General features: G+C 54.4%; 14 protein-coding genes and 1 riboswitch. Of the genes, 6 read left to right on the forward strand and 8 right to left on the reverse strand.

What is annotated here, in order from left to right:
- The first annotated feature begins 160 nt into the window (after positions 1 to 160).
- The 4 genes from K1V27_RS15260 to K1V27_RS15275 are packed head-to-tail and all read left to right on the forward strand — an operon-like array spanning position 161 to position 4,415.
- The gene (locus tag K1V27_RS15260; RefSeq protein WP_258930911.1) at positions 161 to 1,552 is read left to right on the forward strand and encodes an ABC transporter substrate-binding protein; all 1,392 of its coding nucleotides are present in this window, start codon (positions 161 to 163) and stop codon (positions 1,550 to 1,552) included.
- A complete protein-coding gene (locus K1V27_RS15265; RefSeq protein WP_258930912.1) occupies positions 1,553 to 2,434 on the forward strand; it encodes a carbohydrate ABC transporter permease in 882 nt (293 codons plus the stop codon). It abuts the gene before it with no gap.
- On the forward strand, positions 2,431 to 3,261 hold the full coding sequence (locus tag K1V27_RS15270; RefSeq protein ID WP_258930913.1) for a carbohydrate ABC transporter permease: 831 nt from the start codon (positions 2,431 to 2,433) through the stop codon (positions 3,259 to 3,261). The genes K1V27_RS15265 and K1V27_RS15270 overlap by 4 nt, the downstream gene beginning before the upstream one ends.
- A complete protein-coding gene (locus K1V27_RS15275) occupies positions 3,258 to 4,415 on the forward strand; it encodes an ABC transporter ATP-binding protein (protein ID WP_258930914.1) in 1,158 nt (385 codons plus the stop codon). The genes K1V27_RS15270 and K1V27_RS15275 overlap by 4 nt, the downstream gene beginning before the upstream one ends.
- A 61-nt stretch (positions 4,416 to 4,476) precedes the next feature.
- On the opposite strand, the gene K1V27_RS15280 is transcribed toward K1V27_RS15275, so the two are convergent.
- On the reverse strand, positions 4,477 to 5,721 hold the full coding sequence (locus tag K1V27_RS15280) for a fibronectin type III domain-containing protein (RefSeq protein ID WP_258930915.1): 1,245 nt from the start codon (positions 5,719 to 5,721) through the stop codon (positions 4,477 to 4,479).
- A gap of 59 nt (positions 5,722 to 5,780) precedes the next feature.
- Positions 5,781 to 5,871, reverse strand: a riboswitch (cyclic di-GMP riboswitch).
- Positions 5,872 to 6,424: 553 nt separating this feature from the next.
- On the opposite strand from K1V27_RS15280, the gene K1V27_RS15285 reads away from it, so the two are divergent.
- Positions 6,425 to 6,832: a hypothetical protein gene (locus tag K1V27_RS15285; protein WP_258930916.1), complete on the forward strand. Its 408-nt coding sequence runs from the start codon at positions 6,425 to 6,427 to the stop codon at positions 6,830 to 6,832.
- A 15-nt stretch (positions 6,833 to 6,847) separates the two neighbouring features.
- On the opposite strand, the gene K1V27_RS15290 is transcribed toward K1V27_RS15285, so the two are convergent.
- A complete protein-coding gene (locus tag K1V27_RS15290; RefSeq protein ID WP_258930917.1) occupies positions 6,848 to 8,215 on the reverse strand; it encodes a sigma-54-dependent transcriptional regulator in 1,368 nt (455 codons plus the stop codon).
- A gap of 238 nt (positions 8,216 to 8,453) precedes the next feature.
- Positions 8,454 to 9,431, reverse strand: coding sequence for an NAD-dependent epimerase/dehydratase family protein (locus K1V27_RS15295; RefSeq protein WP_258930918.1), 978 nt, complete (start codon positions 9,429 to 9,431; stop codon positions 8,454 to 8,456).
- A gap of 193 nt (positions 9,432 to 9,624) precedes the next feature.
- Between K1V27_RS15295 and K1V27_RS15300 the strand changes: the two genes are divergently transcribed.
- Positions 9,625 to 10,947, forward strand: coding sequence for a nucleotide sugar dehydrogenase (locus K1V27_RS15300; protein ID WP_353740585.1), 1,323 nt, complete (start codon positions 9,625 to 9,627; stop codon positions 10,945 to 10,947).
- 10 nt (positions 10,948 to 10,957) lie between these two features.
- Here K1V27_RS15300 and K1V27_RS15305 read toward each other — a convergent pair whose 3' ends face one another.
- From K1V27_RS15305 to K1V27_RS15325, 5 genes are all read right to left on the reverse strand, one after another.
- Positions 10,958 to 12,310: a phosphomannomutase/phosphoglucomutase gene (locus K1V27_RS15305; protein ID WP_258930920.1), complete on the reverse strand. Its 1,353-nt coding sequence runs from the start codon at positions 12,308 to 12,310 to the stop codon at positions 10,958 to 10,960.
- A 477-nt stretch (positions 12,311 to 12,787) separates the two neighbouring features.
- Positions 12,788 to 12,997: a hypothetical protein gene (locus tag K1V27_RS15310; RefSeq protein WP_258930921.1), complete on the reverse strand. Its 210-nt coding sequence runs from the start codon at positions 12,995 to 12,997 to the stop codon at positions 12,788 to 12,790.
- 275 nt (positions 12,998 to 13,272) lie between these two features.
- Complete coding sequence (locus tag K1V27_RS15315) at positions 13,273 to 13,434, reverse strand: hypothetical protein (protein WP_258930922.1); 162 nt, start codon at positions 13,432 to 13,434, stop codon at positions 13,273 to 13,275.
- A gap of 359 nt (positions 13,435 to 13,793) precedes the next feature.
- Complete coding sequence (locus K1V27_RS15320; RefSeq protein WP_258930923.1) at positions 13,794 to 14,348, reverse strand: NUDIX hydrolase; 555 nt, start codon at positions 14,346 to 14,348, stop codon at positions 13,794 to 13,796.
- A gap of 71 nt (positions 14,349 to 14,419) precedes the next feature.
- A complete protein-coding gene (locus tag K1V27_RS15325; RefSeq protein ID WP_258930924.1) occupies positions 14,420 to 15,490 on the reverse strand; it encodes a mannose-1-phosphate guanylyltransferase in 1,071 nt (356 codons plus the stop codon).
- Between the last annotated feature and the right edge of the window lie 216 nt (positions 15,491 to 15,706).

The raw sequence follows: 15,706 nt of genomic DNA on the forward strand, positions 1-15,706 counted from the left end.
GCCGGAACAATCCCCATGGCCGTCTCGCCCTCGCTTTAGTGTTCAGTCCTGCTATCGGAATTCTTGCCCTGTGCGCGGGAAAACCCGAAAAGCATAATATGCTGGTGGAGTTCCGGCTTGTGTTGACAAGCCGGATCGTTTTGTCTTAGTTTTTTGCTTGATGCATAAGCACCCCACTGCAGATTACCGGGAGCCGCGCTGTGAAAAACGCCCCTTCCCTTCTTACCCTGTCGATCAACCCGGCCACCGCACCATGAAGATCATAGCGACCATCTGCTGCGTGATCGGCGTGTTGCTTGCCGCCGGCTGCACCCACCCGGAAAACGGCATCACCCTGTCGGTGGGAGGCGCTCCGGCGGAATTGGACTTCTGGCAATCTCTTGTGGAGCAATTCGAGGCTCAGACCAATATCCGGGTGGACTTTTTGAGACAGCCCACCGACACGGATCAGAGACGCCAGGGATTGGTTGTGGCCCTCGAGGCCGGGACAAGTGATCCCGATGTCTTCCTGATGGATGTGGTGTGGATTGCGCAATTTGCAGCTTCCGGGTGGCTGGCGCCGCTGGATGAATATGCCGCCGAAGATCGCTTGGATCTTGACACCTATTTTTCCAACATCCTGAATCTTGCGGACAGATATCACGAACATCTGATCGCCCTTCCGGTCTATGTCGACGCGGGGCTGCTCTACTACCGAAGCGACCTGCTCGATGATCTGGGCGTCTCGCACCCCCCGGCGACCTGGCAACAACTGGCAGCATACGCATCGCGGGCTCAGAACACAATGATCAAAGCCCAACCCGGCTTCCACGGATTCGTCTGGCAGGGGGCCCAGTATGAGGGGCTGATATGCAATTTTCTCGAATTTGCAGGTTCCAACGGAGGGGGAATTTTTCTGCAGAACGGGAAAATTCTCCTGAATCACCGGGCAAACCTGGAAGCCCTTCGTTTCATGCGTGATTTGATTCACCGGTATCGACTTTCACCCCCCAGCACCTATACCGAAATGCGCGAAGAACAGGTGCGTGAAACGTTTCAGCAGGGCAACGCCCTTTTTGAGAGGAACTGGCCGTATGCCTGGCCTCTGCATCAACAGGCCGATTCCAGAGTGAGGGGAGTGACCGCCATTGCACCGTTGCCTCACTTTCCAGGCGGACAAAGCGTGTCAACTTTGGGAGGATGGCATGTGGGGATATCCCGATTCTCAGACCAAAAGGGGCTGGCATGGAAACTGGTTGCATTTCTGCTTTCCTACGACACGCAGAAACAAATGGCACTGAAGCTGGGCTGGAATCCCGGCCGAAGGGATCTGTACAGCGACCCCGAGGTGCTGAGAAACATGCCGCATCTCAAACGATTGGAAGAAGTGTTTCAAAACGCTCGCCCGAGGCCGACAGTACCCTACTACACGCAGCTTTCAGCAGTCCTGCAGCGCTACTTGAATGCCGCTCTGGCCGGCAAACTGGAACCGCAGGCGGCCCTTGAAGCAGCCCAAAAAGAAGCGCAAAGAATTGTTCAGCGGTATCACACCAACCGACCAGCGAGACACTGAATGAAAAGTTACCGTTTCCCGGAGTTGCGAACCACTGCCGTTTTTCTGCTGCCGTTGACGGGTTTTCTCGTCCTTTTCATCCTGGTGCCGGTGATCGGAGCCATAGTCGACAGCCTGTATCTCGAGGTGACTTTTCTGCCCGCCAGGTTTGCGGGATTTGAAAACTATCGGTGGATGGTTCGGAATCCGGGATTTTGGCAGTCGTTTGCATTCACCCTGCTGTTCGTTTTGGTTTCGGTGCCCCTGGAGATTGTTCTGGGACTGACCTTTGCCCTGCTGCTCAATGAAAAGACGGCGGCGCGCGGCCTGCTGCGCGCCTGCGTACTCATACCGTGGGCCATTCCGGCGGCCGTATCGGCGCGCACCTGGGAGCTCATATACAATTACAATTACGGACTCGCCAACTTTCTGTGGATCAGGCTCGGGCTTTCATCGACCCCGATCAATTGGCTGGGAAGTGAACTGGGGGCGTTCACCTCATTGGTCTGCGCGGATGCATGGAAGACCACGCCGTTTGTCGCCATAATTCTACTCGCCGGGCTTTCGGCAATACCCGAAGACTTGTATCGACAGGCCGAGGTGGATGGCGCCAATTTTTTCCGGCGATTCACCACGATCACTCTTCCCCTGATCAAACCCGCGATCATTGTCGCCCTGATCTTCCGCAGCGTGGATGCCCTCAGGGTTTTTGACATCGTTTATGTGCTGACCCATGGCGGGCCCGGCGGATCCACCACCTCTCTCTCCCTGTATGGCTACAATTACTTCCTGATCGGGGACTTCGGCTACGGCTCCGCAGTTTCAGTGGTCCTCTTTGCCGTCGCCCTGGTTTTATCCGTCACATACGTAAAAATTGGGCGTTTCGGTGAGGACCTGAGATGAAGGAACAAACCATAAAATTTTTGCTGACGGTTGCCGGGTCCCTCTTCATGCTGACTTTCTGCCTGGCCCCGTTTGTCTACATGGTGGTTGTCAGTTGCAGCTCCAATCCTCACTTTCTGTCGGCGGCAAGCAGCTTCTCGTTCACCTTGAAAAACTATCACGCCATCTTGACCACCCCTTCCCTGCACTTTTTGGACTACCTGCAGAACAGCCTGATCGTTTCAGCACTGAGCGCGGTCTTTTCCATCTTGATCGCCGGGCTCGCCGCATATGCCTTCACACGGCTGAAAGTCCCGGGCAAGTTGCTTATCCTGCTGCTTGTACTGGCGGTTTCCCTGTTCCCGCAGATCAGTCTCATAAGCTGTCTGTTCAAACTCATGGCCGAACTGGGCTGGGTCAATACCTATGCGGCCTTGATCCTGCCTTATATCGCCTGGACTTTACCGCTGTGCGTGTGGATTTTGGTGAGCTACTTCGCTCAGATTCCGCAGGATCTGGACAATGCCGGATTGATTGACGGTTGTTCGCGCTGGCAGGTTATGTACAAGATCGTGTTCCCGGTAGCCGCTCCGGGTATTTTTTCCACAGCCCTGCTGGCCTTCATATTCGCGTTCAACGAATTCATGTTTGCGCTTATGCTGACCACCGACTACCAGGCCCGCACCATTCCGGTCGGTATTGCCCTGTTCCAGGGTCTGCATGGCCAGACTCCGTGGGGAAACATCATGGCCGCCTCTTCACTGAGCGCTCTACCGCTGGTGTTGTTATCCCTGGTTTTTCAGCGACATATCATTCAGGGTCTGACTCGAGGAGCGTTGAAAGGTTGAAATTACACCTGATTGACCTGTCAAAAAACTTTGAGACCGCTCGCGGCAGCATATCGGCGGTCCGCAACATCGATCTCGAGACCAGCGAGAGTGAATTTTTCGTATTGCTCGGTCCAAGCGGATGCGGAAAATCCACTCTGCTCAACCTCATCGCCGGTCTGGAGAGACCCAGTCGGGGAGAGATCCGGTTCGGTGAAAAACTTGTGGCCTCGGGAGGCGGCAACGTTTTTCTGACTCCCAAGGAAAGAAATGTGGCCATGGTGTTTCAAAGCTATGCTCTCTACCCTCACATGAGCGTATTTGAAAACATCGCTTTCCCCCTCAGGATCGCCGGCCAAGCCCGCCGGCAGATAGAAGAATCGGTGCAGAGAGTCGCATCGATGCTTGGCATAGCACATCTGCTCAGAGCCAAACCGGGCGAACTGAGTGGCGGTCAGCGGCAACGAACCGCCATCGGGCGGGCCATTGTGCGGCAACCGAGCATTTTTTTACTGGATGAGCCGCTATCCAACCTGGATGCCCAGTTGCGCACGGCCACCCGCATCGAGCTCAAGGCTCTGCAACGGCAGATGGGGGTAACCACAGTGTATGTCACGCATGATCAGGTGGAGGCCATGAGCCTGGGCCATCGCATAGCCCTCATGAAGGATGGAGGCATAGAGCAGGTGGGGGCCCCGGGAGAACTCTATGACCGGCCGGCCAATGCCTTCGTCGCCAGGTTTATCGGCTCGCCTCCCATGAATTTGTTGGCCGTTGATCTGGTTGAAGCAGCGGACTCCTGGTGGATTCGCATGGGCCGGCAGAAGTTTCCGCTGAGCGAAGTGAAACGAGGGCGTCACCTGGCGGCAAAGCAATACTTACTGGGCATCAGACCTGAGCATATCGCGATTCATGCTGACAGAGAAGATTATCAGGTGCGCTGCCGATTGCTTTCTGTCGAGCCTCTGGGGAGTCGGCTGGTGCTGCAGGTGTGCGCGGAGCATCAGGATTTGGCGCTTCTGACGGACGACACGAGGTACGCAGAAGCCGCCACAGGCACTCTCCTCAATGTGCGCTTTGACCTTTCCAGAATGTATTTGTTTGAAGCGGAAGGCAGGCAACAGACGGTTTTTTCTTCGCGTGACCACACCCACGGCAGCCTCGGAATGACGTAAGGCCGGTATTCCGGGGGAGGTTCCCGGGCGCGACCGAATGGGCGAAAACAAACTCACGTTATCACTTGATTTTTTTCAGGTTGCCCAAATGTTTCCTGACATAAACGTTGCAACTCCGGGCTGACTTCAAGCCGCCATGATCCGTTACCAGGAGCTCGAACGACAAAGTGGTCAACACAGGGTTGAACGCAGGCGCTTCAAATGAGGCCCGAGCACTGTTCTGACCGGTCAAAACGACCGGCGGACCGTTTGTTTGGCGCCATTGGTAGGAGGCAATTCCATCATCCGGGTCGGTCGAACCAGAACCATCCAGTACTGCCGTATTTCCGGCGTAGACCTGCTGATCGGAGCCGACGTCGGCAACAGGGGCCGCGTTGACCCAGACCACGTTGACCAGGCATGTGTCGCTCGATTCGAGACCGCTCACATCTTTAACGGTGAGCTTAAACTCCAACGAAGCACCTTCCGGTCCGACGTCCGGAGCAACAAACCCGGCCTCGGGCAAATCGGTATCCCACAGGGTTACGGCAGGCCCCGAAACCTGTGACCAACGGTATGAATCTATTCCATCGTCTGGATCTTTGGAAGCCATACCATTCAACCGGACTATTTCCAACTCCTGAACATCCTGTTGCGACCCGGCATCCGCCACGGGCGGCAGATTGGCGGAAACGACGGTGACCGTACAGCCGGCCTGTGACTTGGCCCCCCACTCATCGGTCACCTGCACGCTGAACGTCAAAGATTCACCGGCGGGTCCGACGTCCGGGGCAATAAACACAACTTCCGCTGCATAATAATCCGACAGGACCACGCTGCTCCCCCCGGTTTGGGTCCACTCATAGGAAAGGACTCCCCCGTCGGGATCGCTGGAATTGGCCGCGCTCAGCGTCACTTCACTGCCGCTGCGCAGTGTCTGGTCGGGCCCGGCATCCGCCAGCGGAGCCTGATTGTTCACCACGCAAGAGACTTCCTGGGAAAAATCGCTCTCATGGCTCGAATAATCGTAGGCCGTTGCCGCAAAATAAAATTTTTCCCCATCCGGCAGGTTTTCAATGGAGTATGTCGTCACGTTACCCACATCGACACTGAACTGGTATTGCTGGCTCGAGTTGCCATAATAGAGTTTGTAGCCGGCGACATTTGCATCGTCGTTTGCATCCCAGGCAAGAGTTACCCGGCCTGCATGGGCATAACCGGTGAGGGTGACACCGAAGGTGAGCAAAGCAAGGGCAAAAACCAGGAAGAGATTAAGCGATTGTGGCTGAACTTTTACATGATTTTTTACAGAATTATCCCACAGCATGACAGCACCCCCGTCATTGTGGCCGTGCCTGATCCAGCCTGTGGAGGTGCTGCAATCAGCCCGGCAACCCTGCGACCTTATCCCCGGCAAACGGGACTTAGGCCAGTGGCTTTGCGTCCTACCCTTTCGAGTAGTTTGCCCTTTTCAAGCTCCTATGGATGGTCAAAGAACGAATCGTCAGACGTCACTTCGGATTAGAGCAAATAGTGTACCAATGATTTCATGGGGTGCTCCGGGAATTGCGGTAACGCTTCGCGTGAGCGTTTCACGCAACCCTGTGGAAGTGCAGGTGAGGCCGGATGACGGCGCGTTCATACATTACCATTTGGTAATAACGTAATTCAACGAAGCAGCGGCAGTTCAAAGATGGCGGGCGCGGGAGAGGAGTAAGGCAATGCAAGGGACGTTGACCTGCCGGCAGGACCGGGCAGCGTGCTTCAATGGACGGGGGCTCAGCAGGGAACCTGCCCGCCGGTACCCTGCCGGTGCCGGTCGAGAGGCAGGTTAACCGGTACTGGCATATTAAATGCATCCATCTTCTGCCGGGCGGCCTTTACCCGGAAGGAGTGCGGCAACCCGCCTCCGGATTACGCAAGCATCTGCCCACAGGACAACGCCTGTTCCAGGAATACGGTTCGCAAACGGCAGTACCCTTTGCATCACAGCGAATTCAATGGCGACAACTACCAGGCGCGGGGTGGCGATGAAAACCGTTTCATTATCAGTACCCTTTGTGGTCCTTTCAACCAAAGTGAACCAGTCGGGCGATGTGGAAAAACATGTCATGACGCCTTTTGGCGATATTGACCTTAGTTTTCGCATGGCGGTGGATGAACTGGCAAAACGTACCCATTACGAAATCGAAGTGGAAGGGGACATTGAGCACTGGATGCTTGACGCCGATCTCATAGCCGGCTTCAGAAAAAGTCTGCTGGACTTCATTCGCGGGATTAGCGAGGAATGCCTTAACCTGGTCGATTACGAAAGTGAAGAGGTCTTCGTGCAATTCAAGGGAGCCGATTTTAATGTGCGCACATCGCTCATCCCCGGTGATCCGACCCTGGAAGACCCCCTGAGCATTTCTTACGGACCGTGTCGAATGTCCTCCTGAGGGTTTCAGCGCCCCTCATCTGTGTTTCAGCCAGCGGGGATGCGTGATGCCCATCTTCTTGATCTTGTAGTTCAGAGCTCTGGGACTGATGCCGAGTCTTTGTGCGGCTTCTTTTTGAATCCAGGAACATTCCTCCAGTGCCTTCAGAATGGCTTCCCTCTCGTTGGACTCCAAGGATCCGATCGGTGGGGGAGACACGGCGGTTGCCGCCACCCTGCCAAGCTCGCTCAAAAGCACATTTTCTTTGGTAATAACCGGACTTTCCTCCAGTATCGCCGCCCTCTCTATGGTGTTGGCCAGTTGACGTATGTTACCGGGCCAGGAATAATCTTTGAAAATCGAGATAACCTCGGGAGAAAACCCAACGAGCTTCTTGTGCAGTGTCGAACAGGCCTTTTCCAGCAGCCTGTTGGCCAAGGGCTGAATACATTCGCGGCGTTCTCGCAGAGACGGAAGATGAATCCGCAGCACGTTGATGCGGTAGTAGAGATCTTCCCGAAAGTTGCCGCCGTGCACTTCTTCTTCAAGAACTTTGTTGGTTGCCGCAATGATCCTCACATCCGAGTGAATCGTTTGATTTCCGCCCAACCGCTCAAACGATTTCCCTTCCAAAACCCGCAAAAATTTCGATTGTAGAGCGAGGCTCATTTCACCTATTTCGTCCAGGAAAACCGTCCCCCCGTTACCCTGCTCCAAGCGACCGATGCGCGTTTTGTTGGCTCCGGTGAACGCGCCCTTTTCGTGGCCGAAAAGCTCACTTTCCAGTAACGTCTCATGAATGTTAGCACAGTTGATATTGATGAAGGGTTTCTTGCACCGGGTACTGTTGAAATGGATACTGCCGGAAAGAAAGCTCTTGCCGGTGCCCGTCTCCCCGGTGATTAAAATCGTTGAATCGGTGTTGGCAAATTTCTTTATGGTGCTCATCACCCTTTTCATCGCCGGGCTGACGGCTACGATCCCGTTAAAGTCATAGACGACGTCCTGTCTTCTGCGCAAATAATCAATCTCGTTCTTCAGGCCGCGGGTTTCCAGGGCACGCTCGATCACCAAGCCGATCTTCTCGGCAGCAAACGGCTTGGAAATGAAGTCAAAGGCCCCCTCTTTCACCGCTTTCACTATCAGCTCGGACTGTTCAACTTCACTGGTGACGATCACCGGAATATGCTCGGCTACGTTTCTTAACCAACTGAGTAATTTGAAACCGTCTTCCTGCTGTAGTTGAATACTCAGGAGGATCGCGTCGTACTGGGTCCGCCGCAACAATTGATCGAGGCTCTTGCCGTCGGGCCAGTAGCTGACGGCATGCGGAGGAGACAGTGCCTGGTGAAGGGATTTTCGCCAGGAAGCATCTTCGTTTATGACCAGAATGTTTCTCATCATACAGATCTGACTAGTGTTGCAGGCAGAATCCACTCACCTACCGTGCCCGATGGAAATTCACCGTTCAAGGCGGTCGCCATTTCCCCTTTCCCCATGCACCTTGTCCGCGAAATTTTACCTCTCCCGTGGCGCATTTTATCATCTGCCGCAATGCGGGAACAAGTGCCGGCGCGCTGGATAATTTTTATTCTACTCCAAAAAAAGCTTTGATAAAAGTCTAAAATCACAGTAACTTTTCTCAGCATTCGGGGGGTGTGTGGCGGCCGAACCATTCCAGAGTCTTGCGCAGCCCCAAAGGCAAGGAGACTTTCGGGCTCCACCCCGACACCGCCTTGAACTGCTCGATATCAGCCAGGGAATGACGAATATCGCCGGGGCGCTCGGGCAGAAATGCCGGTGCCTCTGACCCATTGGTCAGCTGCAGCGTGGTTCTGGCCAGAGTGAGGATGCTGACGGCCTCACCGGTTCCCACATTATAGACGCCGTTTAATGGCGATGCAGGCCGCCTGTTGAGGCCGGCGGCATGCAGGTAGGCGTCCACCACATCGGATACGTAAATGAAATCTCTCGTTTGCTGCCCATCCCCCAGGATAGTCAGCGACTGCCCGGCCAGGGCCGCAGCCAGGAAACGGGAAACCACTCCGCTGTAAGGGCTTGCGGGATCCTGGCGGGGGCCGTAGATGTTGAAACAGCGCAGCGCAATTCCATTGGGGCTTTGCGCAACATCGCGCGAAGCGAGGAACTTTGAACGACCGTACGGGCTGGTGTGCCGCGTTGCAGCTGTAGCGTAATCTTCTTTCAGAGGCAAGCGCGGGTCACGGCCGTATTCTGCGGCGGAACCGGCAAATACGAAGGCGGTGAAGTCGAGCTCCCGCGACTCTTTAACCAAAGCCTGCGTCGCCGTAAGATTGATGCCCATGGTTTCATCTTCATGCTCCACCGAGTAGGGGACACTGACCACGGCAGCCAGATGGAAACAGTAGCGCAGTTCCGGGTGCCACCGCTTGAGTTTTCTCATGAGGTTGCGCTCGGTGATGGATGCCTCGTAAAAATAAAAATCCCGGCTGTCAGCAAAAGAGCGCATATTGTCTCGTCGGCCGGAAAAAAAATTGTCTATGCCAACCACTTGAAAATTCATCGCGAGGAGACATTCCGCCAGATGACTCCCGACAAACCCTGCTGCGCCGGTGATCAGACAGCCGACCTTTGTGCGCATATTTTGCATAGCAATCCAACTGCTCCCTTGACAAAATGAGGTTATTGGTGGCTTTTATGGGAAACATTCCGGGACCGAGGGCCGTGACAGTTCGGTCTTGAGTCAAGCTTGCGTCAATTCAAATGATGAATGGACCCAAGCTACAGGGGAATTGCTTTCTCCCCTTGCACGCTGAACCATTATTACGAGGATTATGTATATCATGTCTGAATTGTTTGACAAAATTCAAAAGAAACAGGCGACGGTCGGCATTATTGGTCTCGGTTACGTCGGGCTGCCGTTATTGATCCGATTCGGCCAGGCCGGATTTCCTCTGATCGGCTTCGATATCGACACCCGCAAAATCAATTCTCTATTGCATGGCCAGAGCTACATCAAGCATATCCCCATGGAGCCCGTCAGCAGGTTCTTGAAGCAAAAACAGCTGGACGTGACCATCAGTTTTGAACGACTGAGGGAAGCGGACTGCATTCTCATCTGCGTTCCCACCCCGCTGACGGAGAAACTGGAGCCCGACCTGCGCTTCATTATCAACACCACCGAAACCATTGCAACTCACCTGCGACCAGGGCAGCTGATCATTCTCGAAAGCACAACCTATCCGGGAACCACCGAAGAACTGTTGCTTGCCAGGTTTCAGCAAACCGGACTGCAAGTCGGCCGAGACTACTTCCTCGCCTTTTCGCCCGAACGGGAAGACCCGGGAAACAAGAACTATCACACCGGTAACATCCCCAAAGTGGTTGGCGGCATCACCCCCGCCTGCCGGGAACACGCCGGCCAACTTTACCGGCATGCCATATCCCAGGTGGTTCCGGTTTCATCCACACGCGTCGCAGAACTGAGCAAACTGCTTGAAAACATTTACCGAAGCGTCAATATCGCACTGGTCAACGAACTCAAGATACTCGCCCAAAGAATGAATATCGATATTTGGGAAGTGATCGAAGCCGCTTCGACCAAACCTTTCGGTTTCACCCCCTTTCAACCCGGACCCGGCCTGGGGGGGCACTGCATTCCCATCGACCCCTTTTATCTTTCCTGGAAAGCGCGCGAATATGACCTCACCCCGCGTTTCATCCAGCTGGCCGGAGAAGTCAATGTGTCCATGCCGTATTACGTGCTGGAACGAACCAACGAAGCGCTCAACGCCGAGCGCAAGTGCCTCAACGGCGCCAAAATTCTGGTACTGGGAGTTGCCTACAAAAAGGACATTGACGATGACCGTGAATCCCCTTCCTATGCGGTCATGCAGTTGCTTCTGGAACGTGGAGCCCAGGTCCAGTACAACGATCCGCACATTCCGAAACTCAAACCGGGCCGTAAACACCAGTTCGATATGGAGTCGGCACCATTGACCGAAGAACTGCTGAAAACCATGGATGCGATCCTCATACTGACGGATCACTCGGCTTACGACTATGAATGGATCGTGCGTCATGCGCCGCTGGTGATCGATACACGCAATGCCACCCGAAATATCCAGGATGGCCGCGCTAAAATTACCAAGGCATGACCGTCACACGTCAGCACCGCTTGATGTCGGCAATGGTGTTTTCCACCAACTTGCGTATTTCTTCAAGGCGCCCGGGTGTTTGCGCCTCATAGCGCAGCACCAGCACCGGTTGAGTATTGGAAGCGCGCACCAGCCCCCAGCCGTCGGGAAAGACTATACGGGCGCCATCCACGTCAATGACGTCATACCCTTCAGCCTTGAAAAACCGTGTGGCTCTGGCGACCACATCAAATTTGATCTCGTCAGGGCACGCGACCCTGATTTCGGGAGTTGTTTCAGTAACGGGAATTCCTTCCAACAGCTGGGGAATTGTTTTACCGCTGTTGGACAGGATTTCGAGCAGCCGGCAGGAGGCATAAATACCGTCATCGTAACCAAAGTAGCGGTCCTTGAAGAACATGTGCCCGCTCATCTCACCCGCCAAAACGGCATCCTCCTCGCGCATTTTTGCCTTGATGAGAGAATGGCCGGTGCGCCACATGATGGCCCTGCCGCCACGTTGTTCTATATCGTCATACAGGGTCTTGGAACATTTAACCTCGGAAATGAAGGTCGATCCCGGTCGCCGCGCCAGAATTTCGCGGGCAAAAATGACCATCAGCTTATCCCCGTAGACCACTTCGCCCAAATGATTGACAACGCCCAGTCGATCCGAATCGCCGTCGTAGGCAATGCCCACATCGAGCTGTTTCTCTTTGACCAGACCAATCAAGTCCTGAAGATTCTCCAGCACCGTTGGATCCGGTTCATGGTTGGGAAAGGTGCCGTCCATGTCGCAGTAGAGTGGGTGCACTTCGCATCCCAGTTTTTCCAGGATCGGCACCGCGAGCGGCCCGGCGGTGGCATTGCCGGCATCCACCCCGACCCGCAGCCGGTTCCCGAGCCGAATGTTTTGAACGACAAACTCCACATAGGGCGTGATGACGTCAAATCGGCTCAGACGTCCGTTACCTGACACAAAATGATCACCTTCCATGACGCCGCGCAGTTTTTGGATTTCCGCTCCGGAAATCGTATCGAACCCGTTGCACACCTTAAAGCCGTTGTATTCGGGGGGATTGTGGCTGGCAGTGATCATGATCCCCCCCTGTGCCTGCAGCTGACGTATGGCAAAATAGAACACCGGGGTCGGACACAAACCGACATCAACCACTTCCATGCCCGCAGCCAGGAGGCCGTCTACCAACAATTTCCGGTAGCGTTCTGAGCTCAGCCGGCAATCTCTGCCCACCACCACCCGTCGCTTCTGCTCGCCAGCCATATAGGTTGCGAAGGCCTTACCGAGAAGAACTACATCACGGTCCTCGATTTCTTGATCGACTATGCCTCGTATGTCGTACTCGCGGAAAACTTTAGGGTCCACTCATTCCTCCTACGTGAATCATCAACGTCGAAATTCAGCAGATTCGCCCGTAACCCTTTATTATCCGGATAAAATACCGTCAAAACGGGAAACCTCCGGGGGTGGGCCGAGGCCTATTCTCCGGATATCGGCGCTCAGTTCTGCCCTAGCGCGCGGCGCTCCCTTAATGATACAATGGCTCGACTGGATAGATACGGGCAGTGATGGGGATAAAAGCGCGGACTGTCGAAATGCAGAAACGGGGTTCCGGAAACTATGGTTCGCTACGCAAGCTCTGCACTGAGCTTCAGCTCAGTCAATGGCTGAAAAAACCCGACCCTGCACGGGCTTGCAAGCTCATGCCGGCAGGTTGCCTGCAGCACTGTGCGGCCGCCATGTCTGAATGGCGGGCCACCCCCGTGTCACGGCCACCCACCCAAGACATGCATCGTTCATGGCACCGTGTTCCCGCAGAGATCCCGCCAGGTGGTTGTGGCCCTAGTGGTGCCCCCCTTTATCTTCTTGCCTGAGCCGCTTTAGCGTCATCAGAACTGCGGTCAGCACGCCTAATCCGATGACTGAGAGAGCTCCGTAAAGGGCTGCGAAAAATACGGCATGACTCGGATCGTACCAGGGGATGTCCCACGGCAACATGCTGGCGACGCTGCGTTTCAGTTCTGCACATAACAACTGGCCTGCCCCAAACATATGCTATCCCTCATTACTCACAAGCTTCATAAAAATCAAAAATGCAATCAAACGGGAAAAGTTGGAAAATGTTTAGCAAAGATTTGCCGGTGGGTCAATGTGAAATTGGGATGTCTCCGGCGCGGCCGCCACGCTGGATTGCGAGGGCCGGGCAGAAAGGCGGGAGGTGAGAAGAGCGACTACTGGAGTACAAAAAAAACAAGGGCTGAAAAAATCCTCTTTCAGCCCTCATTCGCACAGAAACGCCAATGGCCAGGGTCTCCGCTATCCATAATCTACCCCTTGTACATGACAATACGACCCGAAGGGTCGGTCGAGCACTTGCGCAAAAAATCGCTCATGGTACAGTTGAATTGGTCCCGATTGGCAAACCAGTAGTCAAGAGTTTTCTTACGAGCATCTTGACGGTTACGGCCGCGAATAAGCACAATTTTCATGGGTATCACCTCCTCTGATAAGACTTTTTGGGTAAAAAAAAACCCGAGCCAAGCTCGGGTTTTATTAAAGGCACTATATCACCTTTCTAGAGGAAGGCGCGCACCCTCCCCTCGTGCAAAACCCTATCAACAGGTTCTTGGCTCAAACAACTTAAAGTGAATCGCGTGTTGCTCTTACTACTACTGGGGTCGTCCATTCTCATTCTCTTGTGATCGTAACTGCAATGTTCACCTAAAACGTGCACAGTTTACCAGCAACAATCCATATGTCAATACATATTAGGGCACTTTCATGCGAAAGTCAAATCCGCCGGCGGCAACCGCACTTGACCCCTTCATGAGGAGTGAAGCGCCAGGAGTCAGCCGGGCAGGGTATCCTCCTCATCCAGGCAGGCATCAAACCATTCAGCCGGATTCCCCTTCTCACAACAATACAGCAGCTTTTTGCAGACCAGCCGGTCCGTCGGGAACGCCAAGGTTTCCGGCAGGCTGTCAAGTGGAAAATAGCGGGCCTCACTGGCATCCGATCCAGCTTTCAACCGGCCTGCCGAACGTCTCCCCCAAAACCACACGCCCACGGTCTGATGTTCGCGGTCGTGGAAATTTGAATGGACGGCAAAAACCGGCCCAAGGGTTACCTCCAGCCCCGTTTCTTCTTTGAATTCGCGCTGCGCCGCATCCCGAATATCCTCATCCCACTCCACATGGCCGCACGGAATACACCACATTCCGTCATAGGATCCTATGCGACGCACCAAAAGCAACTCATTCCTCTCCAGCAGGATCACCGCGACACCCACGGTAGGATTACGGTAGTGAATCTTCTCGCACACGGGGCAGTAAAGTCGCGGTCTGGCATGTGACCGCAACTCTGTAAGAGGAGTCCCACAGCCGGGGCAAAATCGAAAGTTCATGCCGGTTCCCTATGAGGATAAGAATTATCGTTTGGTCCGTCGGCAAAGCTCATACCCGTTGCAGGGCAAGTTCACAGCAGATCCTTCGAAGCGGATTCTTTCAGTCGCTCCACGATTCTCTTCACCTCCTGGCTCTTATTGAGATCGGCGACAAGCAGCGCGTCTTCCGTATCTACCACCAGGACATTGGTGAGACCCAAAACCGCCAGAAACCTTTTGCCGCGAGAGACGACAAAAGAGTCTTTAGAGTCCAGCAGCAGTGTATCGCCTTCTCCTATGTTGCCCAAATCGTCCCGGTCATGTTCCTTTCTCACCTCATAGAGACTGTACCATGAGCCCACATCGCTCCATCCGCACTCGCTGGGAACGACGTAGACCGGCTGGGTGGTTTTCTCCATTATGGCATAATCGAATGAAATTGCCTCCGTATTGCCATACAAGGCTTGCAGTGCCTCAGGGAATTCGGTTGTGTCGAAGGCCGCGCGCAATTTTTCGAGGCCCCGGGCAAAGGAAGGCATGTATGAAGTGAATTCCGCCAGCAAGGTCCGGGGAGTTGCCACAAAAATACCTGCGTTCCAGAAATAGCTTCCCCGGGCAAGATAGTCCGCAGCCATTTCCGGATTGGGCTTTTCAACAAATGTCCTGACCCGATACAGATTGTTTTCTTCCGGCTCTGCAGCCCGCTCAATATACCCGTAACCCGTCTCCGATCTGGTAGGAATAATACCCAGTGTCACGATGGCACCTCGCGCGGCCGCCTGGGCCGCCTGGACAAGCCCCGAGCGAAACACCTCGGGCCGGGCGATGTAGTGATCCGCCGGAACAATCACGATTGGGTCCTTTCCTCCCAAATGCTCGACATATTTGGCGGCAAGACCTATGCAAGGGGCGGTATTGCGTCCCGCGGGCTCGGCCAGGATTCGCACCGCACGCCCGGCAAAAAGCCTTTCGGTCTCGGCCAGATGCTGTTGCCCAATGACCAGGATGATGTGATCATCGGGGGCAAGAGGCCGAATTCGCTCGTAGGTTTCGACAATCATTGCCCTGTCGCCGACAATATTGAGAAACTGCTTTGGCAGAGATTCCCTGCTGGCCGGCCAGAAACGCGTGCCGGATCCCCCCGCCATGATGACGATATACATGCACACCTCCTTGATTTTCAGCCTACAGGCTAAGAACATTTACTGCGGTTGTGGCATCGCCGCGGCAAAAGGACCAGCCTGGTATGGGGAATTGCTTGATTTACCCTGGTCAAGATTTGTGCTGCGGAAAACCGGAAACTCCGAATCCAAATCAGCGACAGATTCCAATCCGGAGAATACCAACGGATCAAGTGAATGTGCGTTGATGAGAAGTTA

The organism is Desulfoferrobacter suflitae, from assembly GCF_022603395.1.
Lineage (GTDB): Bacteria > Desulfobacterota > Syntrophobacteria > Syntrophobacterales > Syntrophobacteraceae > Desulfoferrobacter > Desulfoferrobacter suflitae.

Excerpts from the sequence above, each read along its gene's own strand:
- K1V27_RS15260 (WP_258930911.1), top strand. The coding sequence starts at position 161 with ATGCATAAGCACCCCACTGCAGATTACCGGGAGCCGCGCTGTGAAAAA.
- K1V27_RS15265 (WP_258930912.1), top strand. The coding sequence starts at position 1,553 with ATGAAAAGTTACCGTTTCCCGGAGTTGCGAACCACTGCCGTTTTTCTG.
- K1V27_RS15270 (WP_258930913.1), top strand. The coding sequence starts at position 2,431 with ATGAAGGAACAAACCATAAAATTTTTGCTGACGGTTGCCGGGTCCCTC.
- K1V27_RS15280 (WP_258930915.1), bottom strand. The coding sequence starts at position 5,721 with ATGCTGTGGGATAATTCTGTAAAAAATCATGTAAAAGTTCAGCCACAA.
- K1V27_RS15285 (WP_258930916.1), top strand. The coding sequence starts at position 6,425 with ATGAAAACCGTTTCATTATCAGTACCCTTTGTGGTCCTTTCAACCAAA.
- K1V27_RS15290 (WP_258930917.1), bottom strand. The coding sequence starts at position 8,215 with ATGATGAGAAACATTCTGGTCATAAACGAAGATGCTTCCTGGCGAAAA.
- K1V27_RS15295 (WP_258930918.1), bottom strand. The coding sequence starts at position 9,431 with ATGCGCACAAAGGTCGGCTGTCTGATCACCGGCGCAGCAGGGTTTGTC.
- K1V27_RS15300 (WP_353740585.1), top strand. The coding sequence starts at position 9,625 with ATGTATATCATGTCTGAATTGTTTGACAAAATTCAAAAGAAACAGGCG.
- K1V27_RS15310 (WP_258930921.1), bottom strand. The coding sequence starts at position 12,997 with ATGTTTGGGGCAGGCCAGTTGTTATGTGCAGAACTGAAACGCAGCGTC.
- K1V27_RS15315 (WP_258930922.1), bottom strand. The coding sequence starts at position 13,434 with ATGAAAATTGTGCTTATTCGCGGCCGTAACCGTCAAGATGCTCGTAAG.
- K1V27_RS15320 (WP_258930923.1), bottom strand. The coding sequence starts at position 14,348 with ATGAACTTTCGATTTTGCCCCGGCTGTGGGACTCCTCTTACAGAGTTG.
- K1V27_RS15325 (WP_258930924.1), bottom strand. The coding sequence starts at position 15,490 with ATGTATATCGTCATCATGGCGGGGGGATCCGGCACGCGTTTCTGGCCG.